The sequence below is a fragment of the Rhodococcus jostii NBRC 16295 genome (assembly GCF_001894825.1).
In the GTDB taxonomy this organism is placed as follows: domain Bacteria; phylum Actinomycetota; class Actinomycetes; order Mycobacteriales; family Mycobacteriaceae; genus Rhodococcus_F; species Rhodococcus_F jostii.
In genome coordinates, this window is record NZ_BCWY01000003.1 from 79446 (window position 1) to 104708 (window position 25263).

Genomic DNA, 25263 nt, shown 5'->3' on the forward strand with positions numbered 1-25263 from the left:
GAGTGGTGTCAACGTTCTGCCGGGCAGGTCGACGCGTACCGGCAGTAGTGAAGTGGTTATACGTATAACTAAAGGTTAGCGGCAGTGTGATGGATGTCAACCCCACGCGAGCAACTCATCCCGGCGGGGATGAGCTGCTCGCGGCCGTCAGGGCACGAGCGGTCGCGTGAGGTTCTCCGGCCGCAGCACGTCGTCGAGTTGCTCGCGGCTGAGCAGACCCCGCTCGAGCACGAGCGCGGCAACGGTGCGACCGGTCGCGAGTGCGTCGGCTGCGATCGCGGTTGCCGCGGTGTAGCCGATGTGCGGGTTCAGGGCCGTGACCACACCGATGGACGCGTCCACCATGTCCTTCAGATGGTCGGTGTTCGCGCCGATGCCGACCACGCAGCGTTCCCGCAGTACGGTGCATCCCCGCGTGAGCAGTTCGATCGTCTCGAACAGGCTGTGCGCGATGATCGGCTCGAACGCATTGAGCTGAAGCTGACCGCCCTCGGCCGCCATCGTCACCGTCAGGTCGTTGCCGACCACCCGGAAGGCGATCTGGTTCACCACTTCCGGGATCACGGGGTTCACCTTGCCCGGCATGATCGACGAGCCCGCCTGCACGGGCGGCAACGTGATCTCACCGAAGCCGGCGCGCGGCCCCGACGACAGCAGCCGGAGGTCGTTGCAGATCTTGGACAGCTTTACCGCGGTGCGCTTGAGCACCCCGGACAATTGGACGAAGGCCCCGACGTCCTGGGTGGCTTCGATCAGGTCGGACGCCGTCGTCACCTCGATCCCGGTGATCGCAGCGAGATGCTCGCGCACCCGCCAGGCGTACTCGTGGTGCGCGTTGAGACCGGTCCCGATCGCGGTTCCACCCAGGTTGATCTCGGAGATGAGCGTCGCCGCCTCCCCGAGCCGCTGCGAATCCTCGTCGATCATGAGGGCGAACGTAGCGATCTCCTGGCCCAGGGTCATCGGAACCGCATCCTGCAACTGGGTGCGGCCGACCTTGAGGACGTCGGAGAACTCGGTCGACTTCACCGCGAACGCCGCCGCCAGTCCGTGCATCGCCGCCCGCAGCCTGGTCAGTGCCGTTTGCAGGCCTGCCTTGATCGCGGTGGGGTAGACGTCGTTCGTGCTCTGGCTCATGTTCACGTGCTCGAGTGGATGGAGATACTCGTAGCGGCCGCGCCGGTGGCCGAGCAATTCCAGAGCCCGGTTGGCAACCACCTCGTTCGTGTTCATGTTCGTCGACGTGCCGGCGCCGCCCTGGATGACATCCACGACGAACTGGTCGCGCAGCGCGCCGGCCCGGATCTCCTCGCAGGCCGCCACGATGGCGTCCGCTTCGCGCCGCGGCAGCAGGCCGAGGCCGGCATTGGTCTGCGCTGCCGCCTGCTTGACGGACGCCAGCGCCGACACGAGGTCGGGATGGCTGGCCAGCGGAATGCCGGTGATCGGGAAGTTCTCCGTCGCCCGCAGCGTGTGGATGCCGTAATAGGCGTCGTCGGGGACCTCACGGTCACCGAGGAGATCGTGCTCGATGCGTGTCATCGTTCCGACGTCACGCGGGTCGGGAGGTCACCCCAGGGGAGCGGGGCGTTGCCGAACTTGGCGGCCCGAAGGTCGCCGGAGCGGGCGTGCCCCTCGAACTTCTCCAGACGCGACAGTCGGCCGCAGACCTCGCCGAGCTGTGCGCTGCTCGTCAGGTCGCGCACTTCCTGGTAGGTGAGCGTCTTGAGGAACTTACCCACCCACAGGCCGCCGGTGTAGCGGGCCGCGCCGAGGGTGGGGAGGACGTGATTGGTGCCGATCAGCTTGTCGCCGTAGGGAACACACGTGCCTTCACCGAGGAACAGGGCACCGTAGTTGCGCATGGACGTCAAAGCCTGACGAGGGTCCTGGGTGAGGATCTGGACGTGTTCCGAAGCGAAGACGTCGGCCAGTCGGTACGCCTCGTCGAGGGTGTCCACCACGTGGATCTGACCGTGATCACGCCACGCGGGTCCGGCGATGGCGTTGGTCACCAGCCCGGGAAGCAGTGCGTCGATATGGTCGATCACGGCGCGTCCCACGGACTCCGAGGTGGTGATCAGCACGCACGGCGAATCGGGTCCGTGCTCGGCCTGGCTGAGCAGGTCGACGGCGATGGTGAACGGGTCGGCCAGGTCGTCCGCGACGATCAGCGTTTCGGTGGGCCCCGCGAAGAGGTCGATCCCGACCTCACCGAAGAGCTGACGCTTGGCCTCGGCCACGTAGGCGTTGCCGGGTCCGGTCAGGATGGACACCGGGTCGACGGTCTCGGTGCCCAGCGCGAGCGCCGCGACGGCCTGCACTCCGCCGAGGACGAAAATCTCGTCGGCGCCGGCGAGGTGCATCGCCGCGACACTGATCTGCGGCGGCTCGCCTGCGTTCGGCGGCGTCGTCGCGGCCACGCGTTCCACACCGGCGACCTTCGCGGTGAGCACCGTCATGTGGGCGGACGCGGTCAGTGGGTAGCGTCCGCCGGGTACGTATGCCGCTGCCGCGTCGATCGGGACGTTGCGGTGCCCGAGGAACACTCCCGGCAGGGTCTCGACCTCGAGATCCTGGATCGAGTCCCGCTGCGCCTGGGCGAAGTCGCGAATCTGACGCTGCGCGAAACGCAGGTCGTCGAGGACGGTCTCCGGAACGGACTTCACGATTGCCGCGACCTGGTCTTCGCTCAGCCGGAACGAGTCGGGGGACCAACCGTCGAACTTCGCGGAGTACTTCCGGACGGCCTCGTCGCCGTTCGCGCGGACGTCGGCGATGACGCCGGCGACGGTGTCGACCACGGCGGGGTTGCTCGCCCGCTGTGCCGGTTCACCGGCGGCGGCCTTGAGAACGAATGACATGGGTGCTTCCTTCGGATCGCGAGGGCTGGGATCTGTTGTTACTCAGCATCGCCGTGCCGCCCGCTTCTCCGACAGTTGCATTGTGGGAACTGTTTGCGTCGGTTCATGCACGTTCTGTGTACCATTGATCATGGTTTTCACCGTCGCCGATGCTCTCGAAATCGACCTTCTGAAGGACGCGGGAGCTCGTGTCCTCACCGGGTCGGGCAGCCTCGACCGTGAGGTCCGCTGGGTGCATTCGTCGGAGATCTCCGATATCGCGCGCTTCCTGCGGGGTGGAGAATTACTCCTGACCGCCGGGCTCGGAATGGGCGGCACGGGCGCACTTCAGCAGGTGTTCGTCCGCGCGGCCGCACATGCCGGGGCCGCCGCACTCGTGATCGAGGAGTCGGGACGGATGTTCGACCGGGTACCGGATGCAGTGATCGACGAGGGCAGAGCGTGCGACCTGCCGATCATCGCCCTTGCGCGGGAGGTGTCGTTCGCCGGTGTCTCTTCGCAGGTGCACGAGATCCTGACGGACCGGCGCCTGCGGGCGCTCACCTACGAACGGGAAGTCGAGTCCACGTTCTCGAACCTGCTCCTCGACGGCGCCGACTACCTGTCGATCGTGCAGACACTGGCCGAACTCACCGACGGCACGGTGGTGCTGGAGAACATCGCGCATCGCGTTATGGCGTACGTCGGCGTGTTCGACGGCGACGCCGGAATCGAGGAATGGGATCGGCACGCGCGGGGCCTCCACAGCGACGACAGCGGGTGCGTCCGTCGGCCGGTGCTGATGCGCGGTCAGCCGTGGGGGTGGATCCACGTCTTCACCGACCGTCCCGCGACCGAACGGTCCGCCGTGGTGTTCGCTGCCGAGCGGGCGGCCGCGTCCGTCGCGATCTCGTTGCTCACCGACCGGAGTCGGGAGGCGAGGGACGATCAGCGGAGCACGGCGTTGATCACGCGACTGCTGATCGGTGATCTCTCCGGAGTCGAATTCGTCGAGCAGGCAGGCAGACTCGGGTACCAGCTGGGGTCGGGGCACATCGCCGTCGTCATCGCGAACAAGGACGCCCGCGACGAGTCGTCCACGCAGCGCACCGGCCGTCAGATCGACACCGGGGTGATCAGCGCCGACATGGGCGACTACGTGGTGGCTGTGGCGGCCGAGTCCGGCCGCACCCGCGCCGAACTCGCGGGTCTGCTCGGGACCGCGGAGCACGGCGGCGGGATGAGCCGCGCGGTGCCCGCGTCGATGCTGCAGGTCGCCGTGACGCAGGCGAAGAGTGCCGCCGCGGTGTCGCGCTCCCTGCCTGCCTCACCCATGCTGCATTTCGACGACCTCGGCGTCGAACGCCTGCTCGTGACGTTGGCGCAGGGACCCGAACTCGCCAGCTTCGTCGAGGACGAGCTGGGGCCACTGCTCACGAAGGACGCGCAGTCGACGACTCCGCTGCTGCCCACGTTGCGGGCGTTCCTCGCTGTCGACGGCCGGAAGACCGAGGCCGCGGAGAAACTCTTCATCCAGCGCCGGACGCTGTACAACCGGCTCGACCGCATCGCGACGATCCTGGGCAAATCACTGGACGACGCCGCCACCCGGCAGAGCCTGCTGCTCGCGGTGAAGGGTCTGGATCTGCTCGAGGGTTCGTCGATCGTGGCTCGGCGGAGCGGGCGACCATGATTCGGGAGCGGGCGACCATGAACGCGCGGGGCAGGTGGGCGACTTCTCACTCTGTGCAGTCTGCGCGCAGGAGGTACACGGTCTGTACCTGTTGTGCGGCGCGTCACCTTCGTAGTGTTTTCTTCGAGATTCCGGCCATCCAGTCGGCGTTGATCGAAAGTTCACGCACTCGCTACTCGCTGAACGGACGCCTACCCCCGTAGGCGCCCACGGCGGTCCGAGACCTACCGCAAGGACGAAATCATGGCAACACATGGAGCAGGCACCGCTCCCGTGCTCGACCATACACGCGTGCGTAAGGCGCGAATCGCAACCTTTTTCGGCTTCTTCCAATTGGGCGCCGTGATGTTGATGTGGTCGACGAGCACCAGTTCGTTGCGTGTGCACCTCGGCTGGGAAGGCGATGGCGGCGACTCGCAGTTCGGCCTTCTCGCGCTGTCGATCGGCATCGGCGCAGCCATCGGTTGCTTCGCCATCGGCCCCTTCATCGATCGGTACGGTCCGCGGAACACGGCCATGCCCACGATGGTCGTCTACCCACTCTGTTACATCCCTCTCGCCTTCTTGGACGGACTGGTGGGAGCGATGGTGATCGGCGTGCTCATCGGGCTGCTCCGTGGCGCGTTCGACACGGCGTTCAACACCCATGGTGTGCAGGTCGAGCGGTATTACGGGCGACCCATCATGTCCGCGTTCCATGCCGCCTACCCCGCGGGCGGGTTCGTGCTCGGCCTCGTCGGCAGCGCCCTGGCTCGGCACTTCACCGACAGCCCGGCCGTCGCGTACATCGCGATCGGTGTGGTCCTGTCGATACTCGGTGTCGTCTTCGGCAAGTGGCTTCTCGCCCTCGACGAGTTGCTGCCGCCGGAACAGGACGAGATCCCGGGTGCCGCCGACCCCGCTCACCCGGGGAAGCGTTCGGCCGCCACCGCGACGCTGCTCGTGATGATCGGATTCGGTGTTCTTCTCCTCGGATCGATGTTGAGCGAAGGCGCGGTTCTGGACTGGGGCCAGGAATTCGTTCGCCGCGCGGTCGGCACGACGGCAGGGCTGGCAGCGACCGCTGTCACGCTCTACTCGGGAGCGCAGTTCGTCGGCCGATTGTTCGGTGACCGGCTCGCCGAGTTCTTCGGTGCCCGGCTCATCGTCGGCGCGAGCGGTGTCATCGGTGCCGCGGGTGCGCTTCTCGCGATGCTGGGCGGCTCGGCGCCGCTCGCCCTCACCGGTTTCGTGTTGCTGGGCCTGGGCCTGGCGTGCATGGCGCCCCTCATGCTGTCGGCGGCGGGGCGGCGCGATCCCGAGAATGCCGGACGAAACATCGGTCTGGTCAACGCCATCGGATACGTCGGCATGCTCGTCGGGCCGGCGGCGATCACCGTCGTCGTCGACAATCTCGGAATCGAATGGATGCCGCTTCTTCCTGCCATCCTTCTCGGGCTGATCGCGATCGGCGGTCCCGCGCTGATGCGTCTGGTGCCGCGCTATCACAAGCCCGCGTCGGCAACCAGCAAGCAGGAAGTGGCGACCGGGTAGGTCTTCCGACTGTTGGGTCCATGCGGTCCGGCATCCCCTCGGGGGCGCCGGACCGCATTGTCGTGTCCAGCGCTGGTGATACGATTAACCGAATTCTACGACACACACGGGAGACAGCTGTGCCTATCGAGAGCCCGCCGTTGAAACGTGGTGAGCGTGGCTGGAAAATGGCAACTTTCGTCATCTTCGTGGGAACAGGGATCACCTACGCGTCGTGGGTGACCCGCACGCCGGCCATCCGAACATCCCTCGGTGTCGGCACCGGCGACATGGGGCTGATCATCCTCGGTCTGTCGATCGGATCGATGGCGGGGTTGCTGTGCGCCGGCCCCATCGTCGCCCGGATCGGCGCCCGTCACGTCATCACCGCCGCGGCCACCGTCGCGAGCCTCGGACTGTTGACGGTGGGGATCGGATCGGGTGTGGCGATCGCGGCGCTGGTGGCACTCGGACTCGCCTTCACCGGTGCGGGGTTCGGCATGTGCGAGGTCGCGCTCAACATCGAGGGCGCGGCGATCGAGAAGCGCATGGGACGCAGCTTTCTTCCGTCACTGCACGGTGCGTTCAGCCTCGGAACGCTCGCCGGCGCGGGACTCGGGGCGATCGCCGAACTGCTCGACGTTCCCGTGCCCCTGCATCTCGGGGTGCTGGCCGCCGTCGTCCTGGTGTCGAGTGGCAGCGTCGTGGCTCTACTCCCTCCGGCTTCCGGGCGCGAGGTCACGCGCACCCGCCGCCGGGCCGGCCTGTCCGGAAGCCTGGCCATCTGGCGGGACACCCGGATCGTTCTCCTCGGTCTGATCGCGCTCGGCATGGCGTTCGCGGAAGGCAGTGCCAACGACTGGCTGCCGCTGGGGATCGTCGACGGGTATGGCGTCGACTCCGCCACCGGCGCCGCGTTCTACGTCGTATTCGTGGCCGCGATGACGGCGGGCCGCCTGCTCGGCGGCCGGGTGGTCGACAAGTACGGGCGGGCGGTGACCGTCCGCTGGTCCGCCGCGCTCGCCGTTGTCGGGATACTGACGGTCATCCTGTCCGGGCACCTGGTTCTCGCCGCGCTCGGCTGCGCGTTGTGGGGTGTCGGTGTCGCCCTGGGGTTTCCGCTCGCGATGTCCGCGGCAGCCGAATCGGGTGACGACGCCGCCCGGCGTGTCAGTACGGTGTCGACCCTCGGGTACCTGGCGTTCCTCGTCGGGCCACCGCTCCTCGGATTGCTCGGCGAGCAGTTCGGCCTTCTCCACACCTTCTACGTCGTCCTGGCCGGCGCCGTCCTCGCCGGATTGGTGGCGGGCGCGGCCGCGGAGAGCCGCGAGGCCGAGGAGTCTCCGCTCGCCGAGGAGCGGATCTGCTCGAAGTGACCACATGACGATTCGCCCGGCCTCGGGAACGAGGCCGGGCGAACCGTGGTCGGATCACATCACTGTGCGGCAGAGGCGATGTGCGGTGCGACGCGCAGCGCGTTCGCCGCGATGGTCAGCGCGGGGTTGAGCGCTGCCGACGACGGGAAGAACGATCCGTCCACCACCCACAGGTTGTCGACGTCGTGACTTCGGCAGTTCGGGTCGAGAACACTCGTCGACGGGTCGGTACCCGCGACCGCGGTTCCGCACATGTGCGAGTTCGTCGCGATCCCCATCCGCTCGGTGAGGATGATCGGATATCCCGCCCTGCGGACCGCCGCGGAGACGCGGCGAACCAGTTCACTGTGCGGCGCAGTGTTGTTGGGTGTCCAGTCGACGATGATCCTGTCGCCGTCGACCCGGACCCGATTGTTCCGGGCTGGGAGATCCTCCGTGGTGAGGTAGATGTCGAGGCTGCGATCCACCACCGCCTTCAGTGCCCACATCGGCGCCCAGGGCCGAGCCCCCTTCACATGCGCGGCCTGCAGTTTGCCGAGCATCTGCAGATTGCCGAGCGGGAACTCGTTGTTCGGGCCGGCGACGTACCAATCGTTGATGCCCAGTGTCTTCTGCCACGCGGTCGTGTTGATCCGGAACGGGTTGACACCCATGAAGAAGGTGCTGTTGTGCACCATGTAGTTCCGGCCCAGCAGCCCCGACGAGTTACCGAGGCCGTCCGGATTTCGTTCGCCGGCCGATCGGAGCAGCAGTGCCGCGGTGTTGACAGCCCCTGCCGAGACCACGAAGTGGTTGGCCGTGATCCGGATCGTGCGTCCCCGGAACTCGGCCTCCGCGGCGACGATTCGCGTGCCCTTCGCGTCGGTGAGCAACCGCGTCACCTTCGCCTCGGTGAGCAGACGCACCCGATCCGACTCGAGAGCCGGGCGCAGCGCGCGGTTCTCCGCTTCACTCTTGTGATCGGTCTGCGACGGGGTGCCGTCCGACGCCGTCGACTGGCGGCGGTGCTCCTGCGTCGTCAGGTTCATGCCGTTCGGTGTGTGGAACGGGTGCAGACCCTGGTGACGGAGGGACGAGGCGAAACGCTCGATCGCCGGCTCGTGTGGCAGCGGCGGCCGCGGGTACGGCGACGACCGGGGTGGTTCCGTCGGATCCTCGCCGTCGATGCCGTGGACCTGGTAGAGACGTTCGGCCTCGGCGTAGAACGGTTCGAGATCGGCGTAGTGGAACGGCCACTTCGGTGAGATGCCGTCGTGGTGTTGCGTCTCCTCGAAATCCGTCACACGGAAGCGGGGAAGGCTGCCGCCGTAGAATTTGGTGTTGCCTCCCACCCAGTAGTACACGCCGGGCTGGAACGGCTCGCCGTTGCTGCCGTCGAACCACGGTTCCGCGGTCTTGTACCGGCCCGCGAGGAACATTTCCGCAGCCTGCGAGTTCTCCACCTCTCGGGGGAGGAACCGTCCGCGCTCGACGACCAGGACGTCGAGGTCCCGATCCTTCAGCGCCCACGCGAGCGTCGAACCTCCCATCCCGGATCCGACGACCACGACATCGGCGGTGACCGTGTCGGTGTCGCCCACTTCGACCACCGCGCCCTCGCGCAGCGGTGAATACGCGTCGATCTGATCGTGCCCCGACGTTCTCACAGGTGCTGTTCCTTGGCTCGGGTCGCCCAGTACTCGTCCTGGCGCTCGTCCTCGATGTAGGCGGGAACGGGGAAGTCCCACCATCCGGGAACCCACGGTCCCGCGGCGTCGCGATCCGTCGGGATCTCGATCAGCGCAGGCGCTTTCGCGTCGAAGGCCTTCCGGTAGGTGCTCTCGAGATCGGCCGGGTCGTCCACCCGGAACGATTCGAGGCCGAACGACTGGCCGAGCGCCTTGAAATCGGGGCTGTACGGGGTGCCGTCGGGGCGGTTGAACTCGGTGCCGATGTGCCGGCTGGTCTGTTTGCGCTGGCCACCGCGGATGGACATGAAGCCCGCGTTGTCCTGGACCACGAAGACCACCGGAATGTCGTGCTGCACGCAGACACCGATTTCTTGCGACGTCATGAGGAAGTCGCCGTCACCGACGACACACGCGACCTGCCGGTCGGGAGCGGCGAGCTTGGCCCCGATCGCGGCGGGCACGGCCCAGCCCATGGACGAGAATCCGCCGGAGGTCAGGTGGGTGCGCGGGTGGTACACCGGGAACGTCTGCTTCACGGCGCCCTGGGTGTTGCCGGAGCCGGCGACGATGATGCCGTCCCGTTCCATCACCGACCGCAGGCCGCCGAGGGGGCGTTGCGACGTGAACGGGAACCGGTCGGAGTCGCGGCGCCCGGCGAGTTTGGCCTCCCACTCCGCCTTCAGCTGCTCGAGTTCGGCGAGGTACTCGGAGCGGTCGGCGCTGACTCGGGGGAGCGAGCTGACGATCGCGGCGACGGTCGGCTTGGCGTCGGCGACGATACCGACCTCGGCCGGGTAGTTCTTGCCGATCTCGTGCGGGTCGATGTCGATGTGAATGAGCTTGGCGGGCGGAATCGAGAACGTGACCCCCTGCGCGTAGCTCGACGACGACCAGTCGGTGAACCGGCATCCGATGGAAATCACCACGTCGGCGCGGGAGGCGACGGCATTGCCCACGATCGTTCCGGTCTGGCCGACGCTGCCGGCGAACAGTGCGTGGTCCTCGGGAAACGCGCCCTTGCCGTTCCACGTCGTGACCACCGGGATCTGCCACGCCTCGGCGAGGGCGAGGACTTCGTCGGCCGAGTCGGACGTGATGGCGCCGCCGCCGACGACGATCACCGGTCGGCGGGAGTCGCGGAGCACGTCGACGGCCTTGTCGATCGCCAGCGGGTCGGGCTGCTGGAGTCCGACCGGCAGCCGTCGTGCGAGGTCGTGCAGGGCCACGTCGGCGGCCTCGGCCTGCACGTCCATCGGCACCTCGATGTGCGCCGGGCCCGGGCGGCCGGTCAGCATGGTGCTGAACGCGCGGTGCATGATGAACGGCAGTTCCTCGACGCGGGTCGCGACCCAGCTGCGCTTCGACACCGCGTCGGTGACCTGCGGAAAGCCGTTGTCGGTGTGCCGTTCGAGTTCCTGGAGCAGGCCCCGTCCGCGCATGTGGGTGGGCGGCCCGCCGGTGATGCACAGCAGACTCGTCGAGTCGCTGTACGCGGTCGCGAGACCGAGCACGGTGTTCGCAGCCCCCGCCCCAATCGACGCCACCGCGGCCATCGGCTTACCGGACACCCGGTAGTACCCGTCCGCGAGGTGCGTGGCGCTCTGCTCGTGGTAGACCTGGATGAACGGGATCTCGGACCCCTTCTCCAGGAACGCATCGGTGAGCGACCAGATGCCGTGGCCGGGAATGCCGGTGACGTACTCGACGCCGTACTGCTTCAGGATCTGGGCGACCACCTGCCCGCCGGTCAATTTCGCCATGATCTTCTTCTCCTTGTCGTGTCAGTTCGCTACGCGGGCGGCGTAGCGCAGTCCCTGCTTTGTCAGTCGGCGTACGTTCGGCTCCGACAGGTCTGCCGGCGTGTGGCCGATCGAGTGGTAGAAGACCCGGCCGGCGCCCCACTGGCGCACCCACGCCACCGGGCTGCGCAGGCCCTCCAGCCAGGGCAGGTGCTCGCCGCTGAACTCGGTTTCCGCGAGCACGGTGTTGTTCGGATCGACGTGCATGTAGTACTGCTCGGACGCGACGGCGAAGTCCTCGACCCCCGCGGTCACCTCGTGGTCGCGGTCGGTGATGCTTACCTTGTACGGCTGCGGATATGCCTCTCCCGCAGGGTGTTCGATGAAGTCGCCGCCGAGCAGGAAGTGGTACTTGAGGCTGGCCCGGAAGGCTGCGGCCGCGCCGTGCCACGCCGCGACCCCGGTTCCGGCCGCGACGGCGTCGAGCAGGTTCTTCTCCTGCGAATCGCTCAGGTCTTCGGTGGTGAGCGCGTTGTTCCAGCCGAGCACGATCAGGTCGTACCCGGTCAGGTCGCGGTCGAGGGTGAAGATGTCCTGCGACTCCTCGACCTGGTAGTCCAGTTCGGAGAAGAGGTCGCGTGCCCAGGCGGCGATGTCGTACGGATGGTGGCCGGGCCAGCCGCCGTAGAGGTAGAGGACCTTGGTCATGAGTGCTCCCATGGATGGTGAAACCGGAATGGTGAAACGATTAACTTATGGTGGTGAATCGTATCACCGGCTGGATCGCTGTCAATGGGTGATGTCGAGGGGAATGTGGAGAGCGCCCGGGCGCGGGCTAGGATCGGTCTTCGCCAGCTGTGCGCAACGGCCGGTTGTGGCCGATGATCGCCGACGAGGGAGTGCCACTTGGTCACGATGAAAGACGTCGCCAAAGCTGCCGGAGTGTCGGTCGCCACCGTCTCCTATGCTTTCAGTAAATCGTCGAAGGTCTCTGCGACACAACGGGAACGCATCTATTCCGTCGCTGCGGACCTCGGCTACGCCGGCCCGAACATCGCCGGCAGCAGCCTGCGGTCGGGGCGGATCGGCGCTGTCGGCGTGATTGTGCCCGACTCCCCGGTGCAGGCGCTCGAAGATCCGTCCGTGACCCTGCTGATGAAGGGCATCGCCGAGATCGGGAACTCGGCCGACATCGCCCTCACCCTGTTCCCGGCCTCCCGTGGTGGCTCCCCCGATTCACCACCGAACTCGCTCGTTCTCCGTGGCCTCGTCGACGGTGTGGTCATCCACAATGTCCCGGACGGTCATCCGCTCGTCGAAGCGATCATCGCGCGCGGTATCCCGGCCGTCGTCGTCGACTCGCCGAGAAGCGCGGGACTACCGTTCGTGGCCATCGACGACCGGCACGGCGCCTACGTGCAGATGGACCACATCCTGACACTGGGCCACCGACGCATCGGGATCATCGTCGACAAGCTCGGCCAGGACACCGAGTGCCGAATGGTCACGCTGGACGACGTGGGCGCGGCGACCGAACGCAACGCGCGGGAACGGCTTGCCGGCTACTTCGACGCGGCCCGCGACCACCAACTCCCGCCGGAGGAGCTGTCCATCGTCGTCGCGGGCAACATCGATCGCGCCGCCGGCGCCGAGGCCACCCGGATCCTGCTCGGGTGCGCTCGACCCACCGCCCTCGTCGCGACCTCCGACGTGCACGCCGTGGCGGCGTGGCAGGTGCTGCGCGAGCGCGGACTCGCCGTGCCCGACGATATGTCCGTCATCGGATTCGACGATGCACCCGTCGCAGAACTTCTCGGTCTCAGCACAATTCACCAACCGATCGTCGAGAAGGGTCGCGCGGCCGCGACGATCCTGCTCGATCGGCTGGGCGGCGGCACCCGCACACGGTCGTTGATGAAGACGTCGCTGGTCGTGCGTGCCAGCACCGCGCCGCCGCGCGAATCGAGCACCGCGCCGCCGCGCGAATGATGGCGATGCGCCACGACGGCCGGGCGCCATCCCGCATGATGGATCGATGACGAGTGCGGTGCCGCGACTGGGCGTGACCTTCATACCGACGATCGAACCCGAGCAGTTGAAGGACTTCGCGCGGGTGGCCGAGGACAGTGGCCTCGACGAGATCTGGTTGTGGGAAGACTGTTTCAAGGAGAGCGGCGTGGCGTCGGCCGCCGCAGCACTCGCGTGGACGGAGCGAATCCACGTCGGTGTCGGGTTGATGCCCGTACCGTTGCGCAACGTCGCGCTCACCGCGATGGAGATCGCCACGCTCACCCGGTTGTTCCCCGGTCGAGTGATCGCGGGCGTCGGGCACGGGGTGCAGAGGTGGATGGAGCAGGTGGGCGCGCGGGCGGCGTCACCGATGACGCTCCTCGAGGAGTATGCGGTGGCGCTCCGCGCGCTGTTGGACGGTGAGTCGGTGAGCACGGACGGCCGGTTTGTCCGGCTCGACGGTGTGAAGCTCGACTGGCCTCCCACCGAACGGGTTCCGTTGATGCTCGGCGGCGAGGGCCCCAAGTCGATCCGCCTTGCGGCGCGTCTGGGTGACGGCAACCTCGTCACCTCCGCGGTCGGTGACGACGAGATCCGCAGGACCCGCGACCTGATCGTCGAGGAGATCGGCGCCGATCGGGCGTCGTCGCATCGCATGGTCGTCCCGAAGATCGCCGCCACCGGCGACGGTGCGCAGCGACGGGTGGACGAGGAAGTGGCGCGGTGGGAGAAACCGGCCGACGCGGGAATCGGCGTCGCGGGCGACGCGAGCACCATCGCCGCGGAGGTGCGGAGACTCGCCGGGCTGGGCGCGACCTCCGTGGCAATCGCGCCGACCGAGGACGAACCTGATCTGCTGGGATTCGTCGAGTTCCTCGGCCGTGACGTCAAACCCCTACTCCCCATGTGAGTGGCAAAGAGTGCCCGGGCACACATTGCCACTCACGTGGGGGTCAGGTGCTGGTCGGCCAGGTGTCGGACAGGGTGTAGCCGGTGGGGAACGGGTCGGCGGGGTCGAGGCCGACCTGGCTGAGTTCGGTGATGTACGCCTGGCCGCTCACCCGCGGGACGACGGCGTCGTACGTTCCGACCTTCGTGAGCCTGTCGATGCGACTCTCGAAGCGACTGCCGATCACCGATTCGTGGACGAACTTCTCCCCGACCTCGATGAGCCCCTTCGCCTTCAACACCGCGAGCCGGGCGGACGTCCCGGTGCCGCACGGCGACCGGTCGAGCCGGCCGGGGGAGACCACCACGGCATTCCGCGCGGTGAGGACCCCCTCGGTGCGGGACAGCGGTCCGACGAATTCGGTCTGGGTGATGCCGGCGAATTCGGGATTCGTGGGGTGGACGGCGGGGATTTGTTCGGCGGCAGCGGTCTTGAGTTTCTGCCCGAGGTCGCAGATGTCGCGTGCCTCGTCGGGCTGCAGCTTCACACCGACTTGGTCGGCGTCGGCGAGGACGTAGGCCATGCCACCCCACGCGACGTCGACGGTGAGGGTGCCGTAGCCGTCGAGTTCGAGCGGCACCCCGATCTCGTAGGCGAATGCGGGCTGATTTTCGAATTCGACGCTCGTTACCTTGCCGTTCTCGCAGGTGCAGCGAATGCGAATGAGCCCGGCGGGCGCTTCCAGCACGATGTCGGTGACCGGTTCGACCATGGGAATCATGCCGGTTTCCAGCAGTGCGGTGGCCACACACATGGTGTTGCTGCCCGACATGGCGGGGTATTCCGTGGACTCGGCGATGACGTAGCCCATCTGCGCTTCGGGGTCAGTCGCCGGGACGACGAAATTGACGCACTGGGTCACCGAGCCCCGCGGCTCGTGGAGCAGAAGCTGCCGGAGATCGTCGCGGTGCTCGCGGAAGTACTTCATCTTGTCGAAGACCGTGGCGCCGGGGACGTCGCCGATTCCGCCGGTGACGACGTTGTTGATCTCGCCACCGACATGACACTTGACTACGTTGACTACTCGACTCCAGCGCACGATCTTCCTCCGTGTGTTCGTCTGCGTTGCGGTGCCCGGGTTCCACCCTGCCAGGGCTCGACTTCTCTGCACCTGCCGGCGAGAGGCGAGGCCGGCAGCAGGGGTAGCTGCCGGCCTCTGCGCACGTGTCGGGGAAGGATCACTCCGTGATGAACGCGCGCGGTCTTCGGGGAAGGACATGTCTCCCAATCCCCATTTCGGCGCTCCTGGCGCCCAATCGCCGCCCTGCTGCGTTGTCGTCGGCGCCGATACAACAGCGGTATCGGCTTCTCCTCCGCCTTGCCGGACGACGATTGTTTCGCCAGGTGCATCCGAGAGGGATTGGGCGACAAGCCCTACTAGCGGGCGTAGGTGAGCCCGGTCTCGGCGATGAGCTTGGTGAGTTCTTCCTTCTTGTCCGCAGGCAGTTCGCCGTATGGCGCGCGGGGAACTCCGAGGTCGACGCCGACGGCCTGAGCGGCGGCCTTGGTGGCCACTGCGTAGCCTTCCTTGCCCAGGAAGTCGAGGACGTTCCACAACCGCTTGAAGATCTCGAGGGCCTCGGTGTACTTGCCGGCCTTGGCGAGTTCGTAGATCGCGACGCACTCCCTGGGGGCGAAGTTGGGTGCACCCCAGATGGAGCCGGCGGCACCGGCGGAGAACGCGGGCAGCACGATGGTGTCCCAGCCGACGAACGTGTCGATGGCGTCGCCGAGGTTGAAGATGAGGTCGAAGGCCTGCTCGATCGACCCGGACGTGTCCTTGATGTACTTGACGGCGTCGGTGCGTTCGAGCAGTTCACGGTAGAACGGGCGGTCGAGGTTCATTCCTGTGACACCCGGCAGGTTGTAGGCGATCACCGGGATGTTCGCCGCTTCGCCGACGGTGGCGAAGTACTCGATGACCTCGTGGCGCGTGGGAGCCTCGTAGAAGGGCTGCACGAGCAGGACGGCGTCGGCGCCGGCGTCGGCTGCGTGCCGGGACAGTTCGATGGCCTCCGCAGTGCGGGTGGATCCGGTCTGGGGTGCGACCGGCACGCGACCGGCGGCCTGGTCGATGACGACCGTGTTGACGCGCTTGCGTTCGTCGAGCGTGAGCGCCGCGAACTCTCCGGTGCTGCCTCCGGGGACCAGGCCGTGCAGTCCGTTGTCGATCAGGAAGTCGACGTGGTTGCGCAGCGCGCCTTCGTCGACGGATCCGTCCTGGGCGAAGGGTGTGGAGACGGCGGCGAGGATGCCACCCAGCTTCTTGGTCATGTTGTGTCCTTGTTCGGTAGTGGTGGTCGAGAGCTGTCGTGTGGGGTTGTCGACTCGGACTCCCGGGGTCTCACTCCGGTCTCCGACAATTGTTACATTGGCGATTGTCGACAAGAGAACGATATTGAATCTAAGGTCGATCCCGGGTGGTGTCAAGGGATCGGCGGTGGTTTCTCGGCCGCTATTCGCCCACGGTGAGGGGATCGCGCCGGAGGGGTTCTGCCGCGATCCTCGCGTCGACCGTGCGGCCTGCGGTTTCGTGGAGTGTCGCCGCCGCGATTATGGCCATCACGCCCGTGACGATCAGGATGACCGACGGAGACAGCGGACTGCCGGTCGTGGCGATCAGATAGGTCGCCACATAGGGGGCCGTGCCGCCGAAGATCGCGACCGAGATGTTGAATCCGATCGAGAATCCTGCGTACCGAACGCGACTCGGGAATATCTCCACCATCGCGGCGCCCGACGCCGACATGAACATGGCGAGGCAGATTCCCATCGCGGAGTGCGCAACGACGATCGCGGCAACGTTCCCCGTCGCGAACACCATGAACGCGGGATACACGATCAGCGTGCTCGAGACGGCGCCGAGGATGATCACCGGTTTACGCCCGTAGCGGTCCGAGAAGCGGGCGAACACGAAGATGGCGACCGCCGCCGAGCACAGGCAGGTGACCGTCGAGGCCGATGCCAGGCCGAACGAGAATCCCACCTCGGACTGCAGATACGTCTCCATGTAGACGAAGATGAAGTAGAACGCCGCGGCCTGGAGCGCAATACAACCGACCACCTGCAGGATCTGGCGGCGACTGGTCGACAGTGCGTCCTTGACCGGCGATTCGCTGACCTCGCCCGAGGATTGAAGCCGTTCGAATTCCGCTGTGTCGCTCAGCTTCAGGCGAATGTAGAGTCCGACCAGGCCGAGCGGTCCCGCGATGAGGAACGGGATGCGCCAACCCCATTCGAACATTGCCGTCTCGCTCAGTGCGGCGTTGAGGCCGAGGATGAGCACCGAGGCGGCCGCGTTGGCCAGATAGCTGGAGCAGTGCCAGAAGCTGACGGTGCGCGCCCGTCGACCGCGCTTCGCGGATTCGACGAGGAACGTCGCCGCACCGCCGGGTTCGCCGCCGGCAGCGAAACCCTGGATGATCCGCAGCGTCACCAGCAGGGCCGGGGCTGCGAGGCCGATGGTGGCGTATCCCGGCAGCAGGCCGACCGCGAACGTCGACAGCGACATCAGAATGATCACCGTCGCCAGGATCTTCTTGCGCCCGACCTTGTCTCCGAGCCGTCCGAAGACGAAGCCGCCGATGGGGTTCATCAGGAACGCGACCCCGAATGCGGCGAACGTCGCCAGCAGGCTCGTCGCCGGGTTCTCGGAGGGAAAGAAGATCTGGCCGAGCAGGACGGCGAGAAATCCGTATGCCGCGAAGTCGAACCAGGTGATGAAGTTTCCGATCGCGGCGGCCGTGATGGCCCGCCGCATCTCGGTGCCGTGTAGTCCGCCCTGTACTTCCGTCATGAGTCATCCGATCGGTCGAGGTCTATTGTCGACAAGGTGTGTGCGGGGTGATGCTGTGCTGCACCGAGTTTCGGTGCTCAGCTGCAGCGGGAGGGGATGAATTCCCCGACCGCATTGGGCGTGGTTCCCGCGTGAGGCGCGTTCGCCAGCCCGACGGTCACGGGCCCCGACGCCGGGTCGACGGAGTCCATGATCGACCACGGCACCCGGAAGACTCGTCCCGGCGAGGCCGCCCAGGGGAGGATTTTGGTCGCGACGACGCGACCCCGTTGTGCGACGGTCACCTTCGGGAACCGGACAAGGTGATCGGTCCACAGCAGCAGCCGCTTCCGCGGCGGGGCCGGGTCACCCGCCCGAAGGATTCCCGGTGACACCCAGCGGAACGGCGGGGCCGCGAGGATGCGCACCGTGGTCGCGTTCGGATCGATCGCCTCGCCGGCGTCGAGGAACGCGGCTACCCGGTCTGCGACGAAAGTGCCGTCGAGTGCTGCGATGTCGGCGGTGTCGACCGGGTGCAGGACGTTGCCCGCGGCGAAGACACCCGGCTGGCTGGTACGCAGGGCGGTATCGACCAGCGGACCCTTCGTACCGGGGTCGACGGTGATACCCGCAGTGCGCGCGAGTTCGTGGTCCGGGATCCAGTCGCCGGTGAAGACGACGGTGTCGCATGCGACGATCTCGCGTGCGCCGGTGTCGAGGTTCTCGATCTCGACCCCCTCCAGATTCCCGCGACCGATGATCCGGACGACGCGGGTGCGGGTCGCGATCGGGAGCCGGAACAGTGCCTTGCCGGGAATATTGAAGGCCGCGTAGGACTCCGGCGACGGGTACTGCGTCGTCATGAGCACGGTCGTGCACCCGGCATGCTTCAGCGTCATGACCGCGGACCAGCTCACCAGTTCACCCCCGACGACCACCGCGCGTTTCCCGACGCGGCCGTGGTGCAGGTGCACGATGTTCTGCAACTGTCCGGTGGTGTAGACCCCGGAGGGCCGGTCGCCGGGAATCATCCGGGCCGGACGGGCCCGCTCGCGGGCACCGGTGGCCAGGACGAGCGCCCTCGACTCGATGCGGAGGAGGCCCGCGGGTGAGGTGACATCGAGTGCGCCGTCGGGATGCACCGCCGTCACCGTCGCGTTCGGCATAATGTCGGCTCCCGCGGACTCGGCCTCCCGCACCAGGCGTTCGGCGTAGGCCGGGCCGCCGAGGAACGTGTGCATGTCGCGGATGCCGTAGCCGGGGTGATCGCAATGGCGCGGGATCCCACCCGCACGGCTTTCGCGGTCCAGGACGAGGGCCTGGCGCCCGTGCACCCTGCCGAGTTGCGTGGCCGCAGCCAACCCCGCCGGTCCTGCGCCGACGATCGCGACGTCGGCGGATATCACGGTGCGTGAGGTGTTCGGTGCACTCATCGGACGGGGTCCTTCCGGATGTCGTTCTCGTCGGGCGGGCTGGCGGGGCATCGGTGCGCCTCGACGAGCGAACCGACTTCGGCGCCGCAGAAGAATCCCTGGCATCGGCCGTTCATCGCCCTGGTGCGGCGGCGAAGCCCTTCGAGTCCGGCCGGGGGGATCGGTGACCGATAGGCGTCGCGGATCTCACCCGCGGTGACACGCTCGCAGAAGCAGACGACTCTGCCGTATTCGCTGTCACGCGCGATGAGTTCGGCGTCCTGATACGGGCGGGTGAACGCTTCGCCGATGTTCGGCATCCGGGGCGGCGACGGCAGTTCGGTCCGTGCACTCTCGAGAACGCCGGCCTTGGTCAGCAGTTCGCCGACGTACTCGGCCACCGCCATCCCGGAGGTCAGTCCGGTCGAGCGGATTCCGCCGACCAGGACGTAACGCTGATCGTGATCGACCTCGACGAGGTAGTCGCCGTGGTCGGTGGCGGCGCGGAGTCCGGCGTAGGTGGCGGTCACCTCCTCTTCGAGTAGACGCGGCATCAGCTTGCTGCCCTTGTCGAGCAGGAACTCGAAGCCGGCTTCCGACGTCGCCGTCGCGGAACGGTCGGTGAGGTCTTCCGCGGTGGGCCCGAGCATCACGTTGCCGTAGATCGTCGGGCTGACCAGAACACCCTTGCCGCGGGACGTCGGGACGGGGAGGACGATCTTGTCGATCAACGGCCGAGCCAGCTTGTCGTAGACCAGCAGTTCGCCGCGCCGCGGCGTGACGTGGAACCGGTCGTAGCCGAATTTCTTGTCGAGGTAGTCGGCCCCCAGTCCGGCGGCGTTGATCACCCACCGCGCGCTGATGTCGCCGCTCGACGTGTGGAGGATCGTCCGCTCGGACAGGGCGGTCACCGACTGGGCGCGGGTCCGCGTCCGCAGCGTCACTCCACGGGCGACGGCGTCGGTCGCCAGCGCGAGGTTGGTGGTCCAGGTGCAGATGATCGACTCGTCGGGGACGGTGAGACCGCCGAGCGCGCCGTCGCCGAGTGCGGGCACCAGCCGGTAGACCTCGTCGGCGTCGATGATGTCGCAGTGGGTGTAGCCGTTGTCGGCTGCCTTGTCGCGCAGGCTCGGCAGTGCCGCCAGTTCCTCGTCGTTCCAGGCGACGAGGATGGCACCCGACCGTTCGACGGGAATCCCCGTCTGCTGCGCGTATTCGGAGAGCAGGGTGTAGCCACGGCTCACCATGCGGGACTCGAGCGTGCCCGGCTTCGCATCGAATCCGGTGTGCAGGATCGCCGTGTTGGCCTTGCTCGTTCCGTCGCCCACATCGTCTCGCGCCTCGACGAGTGCCACGGTGTGGGGGTATCCGGCCAGCTCCCGTGCGATCGCCGAGCCGACGATGCCGGCACCGAGTACGACGAAATCGTAGTCGGGGGGCGGAGGGGTGTCAGTCATCGCTCTTCTCCTGTGGCAGCGCCGTTCGTGCGGCCGCCCGCCAGTGGTGTCGGAATTCTGCCGCGCGGTCGACCGACCATCGCGGCTCGTATGTGGTCGCCGGATCCCAGTCGGCCACCGCGTCTTCCAGGGACAGGTCGGGGTTCAGCGACAACCTGGCGCAGGCCGCCGCACCGAGAGCGGTGGCGTGGGAAGACGGATAGACGTCGATCGGAATCTGGATCAGATCGGCTGTGGCCTGCATGAGACGGCGGGAGCGAGTGAGCCCGCCGTCCACCCGCAGCCGGGTGAGGGGAGCGCCCAGGTCACCTTCGACGGCAGACACCAGTTCCGCCGTCTGCGCCGCCAGCCCCTCGAGGACGGCGGTCACCAACTGGGATCGGTCGGTGGACAACGTCATCCCGGTGAAGGACGCCGTGGCGTCCGGCCGCCACCAGGGCGCGGCGAGACCGGCCAGTGCGGGCACGAAATACGTTCCACCGGAATCATCGGCGGCCACGCCGTCGAGGTCGCGTGCCGACTCGATCAACCCGAGGTCCTGGATCCACCGGATGGCGGAGGCGGCGGTGTAGGCCTGGCCGTCGACGCAGTACGACGTTTTCCCGCGCACATTCCAGGCGACGCAGGACGCCAGGCCGGCGGAAGAGCGGACCGGGAGCGTGCCGGTATTGGCCAGCAGGAACGCGCCGGTACCGAACGTGCACTTGGCTGTGCCGGCATCGAAGCACCGTTCGGCCAGCAGAGCCGCCTGCTGATCGACGACGAGACCGCCCACGGCGGCGTCGGACCCGAAGACATCGGTGGTACCCACCACGACGTCGTTGGCGACGATGGCAGGCATCCGCTCGGCGGAGAGTTCGAACAGATCGAGAAGCTGCGGATCCCATGCGACCGTGTCGAGGTCGGTGAGCAGCGAGCGGCTGGCGGTGGACGAATCCGTGACGAACTCCCCGGTCAGGTAGTGCACGATCCAGGTATCCGTCGTGGTGACCACGCCCGCCGAAGTGGCGTTCCGCCGCAGCCACTGCATCTTCGGCGCCGAGAAGTACGGATCGAGCACGAGGCCCGTCCGGTGTTCGACCCACGACTTCGACTCGGACTTGCTCCGGCACAGCTGGTCCGACCGGCGGTCTTGCCACACCACGGCCTGGCTGAGTGGACGACCCGTGTCCGGATCCCATACCAGGACCGTCTCACCCTGATTGGCGAGCGACACGGCGGACACCGGCACACCTGCTTTCGCGACCGCGCTCCGTCCCGCTTCGAGGACCGAGCCCAGCAGTTCCATCGGGTCCTGTTCCACGCCGCCGGCGGCGAGATATGCCGGTCGAACCGGTGTTTCGGCGATGGCGAGGACGTCGCCGCCCTCGGAGACGACGACAGCCTTCGTGCCGGACGTGCCCTGGTCGATGGCAAGGACTGTCACAGTTCTTCCTCGAGATGTTCGCGACGATCGAACTCGAACTTCGCTGTCGGGTCGTCGACCCGCCACACGTCGACGTTTCCGTCCCACAGCGTCACCAGCCAGCACGTGCGCCCGCGCGACGGCACGACCATGGTGGCGTGCGCCCAGGGCGACGCCGTACCGGTGCGCAGATCGATCCGCCGGATGGCCCGTCCCACCACATCTTCCGGCTCCCACGTGCCCCACGCGGTGTCGTGCCGGCTCGGCGCCGTCACGACAGGCTCACGATGACGTGCTTGACCCGGGTGAACTCCTCGAGACCGGCTGCACCGCCCTCCTTCCCGTAGCCCGAGCCCTTGAAGCCGCCGAGCGGTCCTTCCGGTCCGACCGCCATGTGGTTGTTGACCCACACGACTCCGGACTCGATCGCGTTGACGTTCCGCAGCGCCCGGCCGATGTCGCGGGTCCAGACCGACGCGGCGAGACCCTGCTCGACCGCATTGGCCTTCTCCAGCGCGTCCGCCTCGTCCGTGAACGTCTGGACGGTGGCGACGGGACCGAAGATCTCTTCCTGAACGAGCTGGTCGTCCTGCTGCAGACCGTCGATGAGGGTGGGTTCGTAGAAGTAGCCGGGACGGTCGACGATCTTGCCGCCGGTCACGACCCTTGCGTGTTCGGGCCGGCTGTCGACGAGTTCCGCGACGCGGGCCCGCTGCCCCTCCGAGATGAGGGGGCCGAGCACCGTCGACGTATCGGCGGCGTCACCGATCCGGGCCGCTTTCAGGCTGTCGGCCAGCGCCTGCACGAAGGTGTCGTGGATGTTCTCGCTCACCAGCAGCCGGGTTGCCGACATGCACTCCTGGCCGGCGTTGAACAGGATTCCGTTGGTGAGGATCGGGAGTGCGGCGTCGAGGTCGATGTCGTCGTAGACGACGACGGGAGCGTTGCCGCCCAGCTCGAGTACCAGTCGCTTGGGTGTGGCGCCCGCCGCTTCCGCGATCCGCTGTCCGGCGGACGTCGAGCCGGTGAACGACACGAGGTTGACGTCGGGATGACGAACCAGAGCGTCCCCGACCACGCTGCCCTTGCCGTGCACGACATTGAGAACGCCCGCGGGCAGCAGCTGCTGGGCCAGCTCCGCGAACCGGGTGGTGGCCAGCGGGGTCAGCTCGGCCGGCTTGATGACCACGGTGTTGCCTGCGACCAGTGCCGGTGCGAGCTTCCACACAGCCTGCCAGAGAGGGAAGTTCCAGGGGGTGATGCCGAGTACGACTCCGAGGGGTTCGCGCCGGACGAAGCTGGTGTTGCCGGCAGTGAATTCTCCGGCGGCCTGCGCGGACAACGCCCGGCCCGCGCCGGCGAAGTGCCGGAACGCCGCGACGATGCCGGGAAGCTCGTCGCCCTTCGCCGCCGTCGTCGGCTTGCCGGCATCGATGGTCTCGAGGTCGGCGAGTTCGTCCAGGTTCGCCTCGAGGAGGGTGGCGAGGTCGTGCAGAATCTGCGAGCGCTCGCCCGGCGTCTTCGCCGCCCAGGCCGGGAATGCCGCGCGAGCGGCGTCGACGGCGCGGTATCCGTCCTCGACGGTCGATTCCTGGAGTTCGGCGATGACCTCACCGGTGGACGGGTTGACGACCCGTCGAACCTGTTCGGAGGATCCTGCCACGGCTTTGCCGTCGATGATGTTGGTGACGGAACGAAGCGTGGATGACATGAAGTTCCTTTCGAATGTATTTCGGCGCAGGGTGAGTGGGTCAGGGGAGCGGGATGTCAGAGGTGTCCGGCCTGGGTGTCGATGGACTTACCGCGCCGGCTCTTGGGGATCATCATGTAGATGACGGCACCGGACGCGATGACCAGCAGCATGCCGAGGCCGACATGGGTGGGGTCGGAGTAGATCAGGAGTGCGCAGAGCACGACGGACCACAGGATCGCCAGGACGAAGATGACCGGGCTGACGATGCCGTAGTGCCACGGGTGGGCAGGTAGCTTGCGCTTGATCAGTCCGTAGAAGCCGACGACGACCACGACACCGTAGGCCATTCCCCAGGCGAGTGCCGTCATCGCGGCGAGCACGGACAGCAGCGAGGACCACAGTGCGAACACCACGGAGATCGCGAAGATCGTGAGTGTCGCGTTGATCGGGATCCGCTGGGCACTGACCTTGCGCAGCCAGGAGGCCGCCGGGATCTGACCGTCACGTGCCTGTGACCACAGGACGCGAATGCCGGTGAGCTGCAGCATGACCAGGGCGGCGAACAGGGCGACGATCGCGACGGCTTCGAAGATGTTCGCGAACGCCGTGCCGACCGCGGTGTCGAGGATCAGCTTGACCGGGGTGGTGCTCTCCATGACGGCCGGGAGGTCCTGGATGGCGAGCATGATCAACGCGACCATGAAGATGCCGACGACGTAGGAGGAGACGTTCGCCATCACCGATGCCATCGGCGCCTTGCGGGCGGCGTCCTTGGTCTCCTCGGAGGCGTTTCCGGTGGCGTCGAACGACGAGATCGCATATGCGGGAAGAATCATCGCGAGGAGGAAGGGGACGAACCAGTTGCCGCCGGTGGTCGTTCCCCCGGACTCGTTCAGGAACGACAGCGGCTGGGTCGGATGCTTCACGACCAGCAGCACCGCTACCAGCGCGACGACGCAGACAACCTCCGCCACCACACCGATGTTGTTGAGCACCGCGGCGACCTTGACCCCGGCGATGTTGATGACGGTGCCGAGCACGATCAGGCCCAGCGCCCAGGGCAGGGCGTCGGTGTTGTCCTCGAACGTGACGCCGAACCAGCCGGCGACGAAGGGGGCGATGCTCACCGCAACCGTGGTGACCGCGACGGTGTGGGCGATCAGCAGCCACCACCCGGTTTGCCAGGCCAGCCACGGCTTCCCGGTGATCCGCCCGGTGATCTGATACACCCCGCCTGCCAGCGGATAGGCGGAGACCAGCTGCGCGACCGCAAGTCCGACCGTGAACACTTGAAGGCCGCCGCCGACAAGGAACGACCAGAACGATGCCGGTCCGAAGAATCCGAATCCGACGATCAGCGTCGTGAAGATTCCGGAGGCGATGGCGATCGAGGTGAACTGGACGCCGAAGGCGGAGAACAGGCCCAGCGTTCGGTTGAGTTCCTGCTTGTAGCCGAGCTTCTCCAGATAGGCGGAATCCGTATCCGCTCCGGAATCGAGCCGCGCGGGTTCGGGTTCGGTGGGCGGTTGAGTGGACACCGGGGGCTTCTCCGGGGTTATGGCCATCGTGACCTCGCTGGTCTCTGTCGCGGGCATCTCGGCGGGGGATGTGCCGAGACGAGGTTCGGTTGTCGTGGAAGAAGGCGACGGGGATGCATCGCGCTTGTTCTACTGTCGACAATCTACCACAAATCGGTGTGACCTCAATCACCAGTTGTTTCCGCTGGATT

At 67.1% G+C, this 25263-nt stretch carries 18 protein-coding genes and 1 pseudogene; 5 read left to right on the forward strand and 14 right to left on the reverse strand.

The features are described from left to right. Window positions 1-147: 147 nt before the first annotated feature. Both RJ1_RS03120 and hisD read right to left on the reverse strand, forming a co-directional pair. The gene (locus RJ1_RS03120) at window positions 148-1542 is read right to left on the reverse strand and encodes an aspartate ammonia-lyase (protein WP_073358438.1); all 1395 of its coding nucleotides are present in this window, start codon (window positions 1540-1542) and stop codon (window positions 148-150) included. Then, a complete protein-coding gene (gene hisD, locus RJ1_RS03125) occupies window positions 1539-2864 on the reverse strand; it encodes a histidinol dehydrogenase (protein ID WP_073358439.1) in 1326 nt (441 codons plus the stop codon). The genes RJ1_RS03120 and hisD overlap by 4 nt, the downstream gene beginning before the upstream one ends. A gap of 130 nt (window positions 2865-2994) precedes the next feature. Here hisD and RJ1_RS03130 point away from each other — a divergent pair, with 130 nt between their 5' ends. The 3 genes and pseudogenes from RJ1_RS03130 to RJ1_RS03140 all read left to right on the forward strand — a co-directional run bounded on the left by RJ1_RS03130 (window position 2995) and on the right by RJ1_RS03140 (window position 7424). Further along, a complete protein-coding gene (locus tag RJ1_RS03130; protein ID WP_073358440.1) occupies window positions 2995-4536 on the forward strand; it encodes a PucR family transcriptional regulator in 1542 nt (513 codons plus the stop codon). A 216-nt stretch (window positions 4537-4752) separates the two neighbouring features. Next, a pseudogene (locus RJ1_RS03135) lies at window positions 4753-6069 on the forward strand (MFS transporter); the annotation flags it as partial. Window positions 6070-6236: 167 nt separating this feature from the next. Then, a complete protein-coding gene (locus tag RJ1_RS03140; protein ID WP_073358441.1) occupies window positions 6237-7424 on the forward strand; it encodes an MFS transporter in 1188 nt (395 codons plus the stop codon). A gap of 59 nt (window positions 7425-7483) precedes the next feature. On the opposite strand, the gene RJ1_RS03145 is transcribed toward RJ1_RS03140, so the two are convergent. The 3 genes from RJ1_RS03145 to RJ1_RS03155 are packed head-to-tail and all read right to left on the reverse strand — an operon-like array spanning window position 7484 to window position 11541. After that, window positions 7484-9070: a GMC oxidoreductase gene (locus RJ1_RS03145; protein ID WP_073358442.1), complete on the reverse strand. Its 1587-nt coding sequence runs from the start codon at window positions 9068-9070 to the stop codon at window positions 7484-7486. Continuing rightward, window positions 9067-10854 (reverse strand): thiamine pyrophosphate-binding protein, encoded by a 1788-nt coding sequence (locus tag RJ1_RS03150; RefSeq protein ID WP_073358443.1) that lies wholly within the window; start codon window positions 10852-10854, stop codon window positions 9067-9069. Before RJ1_RS03150 ends, RJ1_RS03145 begins: the two co-directional genes overlap by 4 nt. 21 nt (window positions 10855-10875) lie before the next feature. After that, the gene (locus RJ1_RS03155; protein ID WP_073358670.1) at window positions 10876-11541 is read right to left on the reverse strand and encodes a ThuA domain-containing protein; all 666 of its coding nucleotides are present in this window, start codon (window positions 11539-11541) and stop codon (window positions 10876-10878) included. A gap of 198 nt (window positions 11542-11739) precedes the next feature. Here RJ1_RS03155 and RJ1_RS03160 point away from each other — a divergent pair, with 198 nt between their 5' ends. Together RJ1_RS03160 and RJ1_RS03165 are read left to right on the forward strand one after the other, a co-directional pair. Continuing rightward, window positions 11740-12822, forward strand: coding sequence for a substrate-binding domain-containing protein (locus RJ1_RS03160; protein ID WP_073358444.1), 1083 nt, complete (start codon window positions 11740-11742; stop codon window positions 12820-12822). Window positions 12823-12868: 46 nt separating this feature from the next. Then, window positions 12869-13753 (forward strand): LLM class flavin-dependent oxidoreductase, encoded by an 885-nt coding sequence (locus RJ1_RS03165; RefSeq protein ID WP_073358445.1) that lies wholly within the window; start codon window positions 12869-12871, stop codon window positions 13751-13753. A gap of 43 nt (window positions 13754-13796) precedes the next feature. On the opposite strand, the gene RJ1_RS03170 is transcribed toward RJ1_RS03165, so the two are convergent. From RJ1_RS03170 to RJ1_RS03210, 9 genes are all read right to left on the reverse strand, one after another. Continuing rightward, window positions 13797-14831: a proline racemase family protein gene (locus RJ1_RS03170; protein ID WP_073358446.1), complete on the reverse strand. Its 1035-nt coding sequence runs from the start codon at window positions 14829-14831 to the stop codon at window positions 13797-13799. Window positions 14832-15169: 338 nt separating this feature from the next. Further along, window positions 15170-16066, reverse strand: a complete 897-nt coding sequence (locus RJ1_RS03175) for a dihydrodipicolinate synthase family protein (RefSeq protein WP_073358447.1) — start codon at window positions 16064-16066, stop codon at window positions 15170-15172. Window positions 16067-16247: 181 nt separating this feature from the next. Beyond that, window positions 16248-17588 carry an MFS transporter gene (locus tag RJ1_RS03180; protein WP_073358448.1) on the reverse strand — a complete coding sequence of 447 codons (1341 nt, stop codon included), beginning with the start codon at window positions 17586-17588 and terminating at the stop codon, window positions 16248-16250. A 77-nt stretch (window positions 17589-17665) separates the two neighbouring features. After that, window positions 17666-19000, reverse strand: a complete 1335-nt coding sequence (locus RJ1_RS03185; protein WP_073358449.1) for an NAD(P)/FAD-dependent oxidoreductase — start codon at window positions 18998-19000, stop codon at window positions 17666-17668. Next, the gene (locus RJ1_RS03190; protein WP_073358450.1) at window positions 18997-20436 is read right to left on the reverse strand and encodes an NAD(P)/FAD-dependent oxidoreductase; all 1440 of its coding nucleotides are present in this window, start codon (window positions 20434-20436) and stop codon (window positions 18997-18999) included. Before RJ1_RS03190 ends, RJ1_RS03185 begins: the two co-directional genes overlap by 4 nt. Next, window positions 20429-21862, reverse strand: a complete 1434-nt coding sequence (locus tag RJ1_RS03195) for an FGGY family carbohydrate kinase (RefSeq protein ID WP_073358451.1) — start codon at window positions 21860-21862, stop codon at window positions 20429-20431. Before RJ1_RS03195 ends, RJ1_RS03190 begins: the two co-directional genes overlap by 8 nt. Continuing rightward, window positions 21859-22116: a hypothetical protein gene (locus tag RJ1_RS03200; RefSeq protein WP_073358452.1), complete on the reverse strand. Its 258-nt coding sequence runs from the start codon at window positions 22114-22116 to the stop codon at window positions 21859-21861. Before RJ1_RS03200 ends, RJ1_RS03195 begins: the two co-directional genes overlap by 4 nt. After that, the gene (locus RJ1_RS03205; protein ID WP_073358453.1) at window positions 22113-23552 is read right to left on the reverse strand and encodes an aldehyde dehydrogenase family protein; all 1440 of its coding nucleotides are present in this window, start codon (window positions 23550-23552) and stop codon (window positions 22113-22115) included. Before RJ1_RS03205 ends, RJ1_RS03200 begins: the two co-directional genes overlap by 4 nt. A 56-nt stretch (window positions 23553-23608) precedes the next feature. Then, complete coding sequence (locus RJ1_RS03210; protein WP_073358673.1) at window positions 23609-25072, reverse strand: APC family permease; 1464 nt, start codon at window positions 25070-25072, stop codon at window positions 23609-23611. Between the last annotated feature and the right edge of the window lie 191 nt (window positions 25073-25263).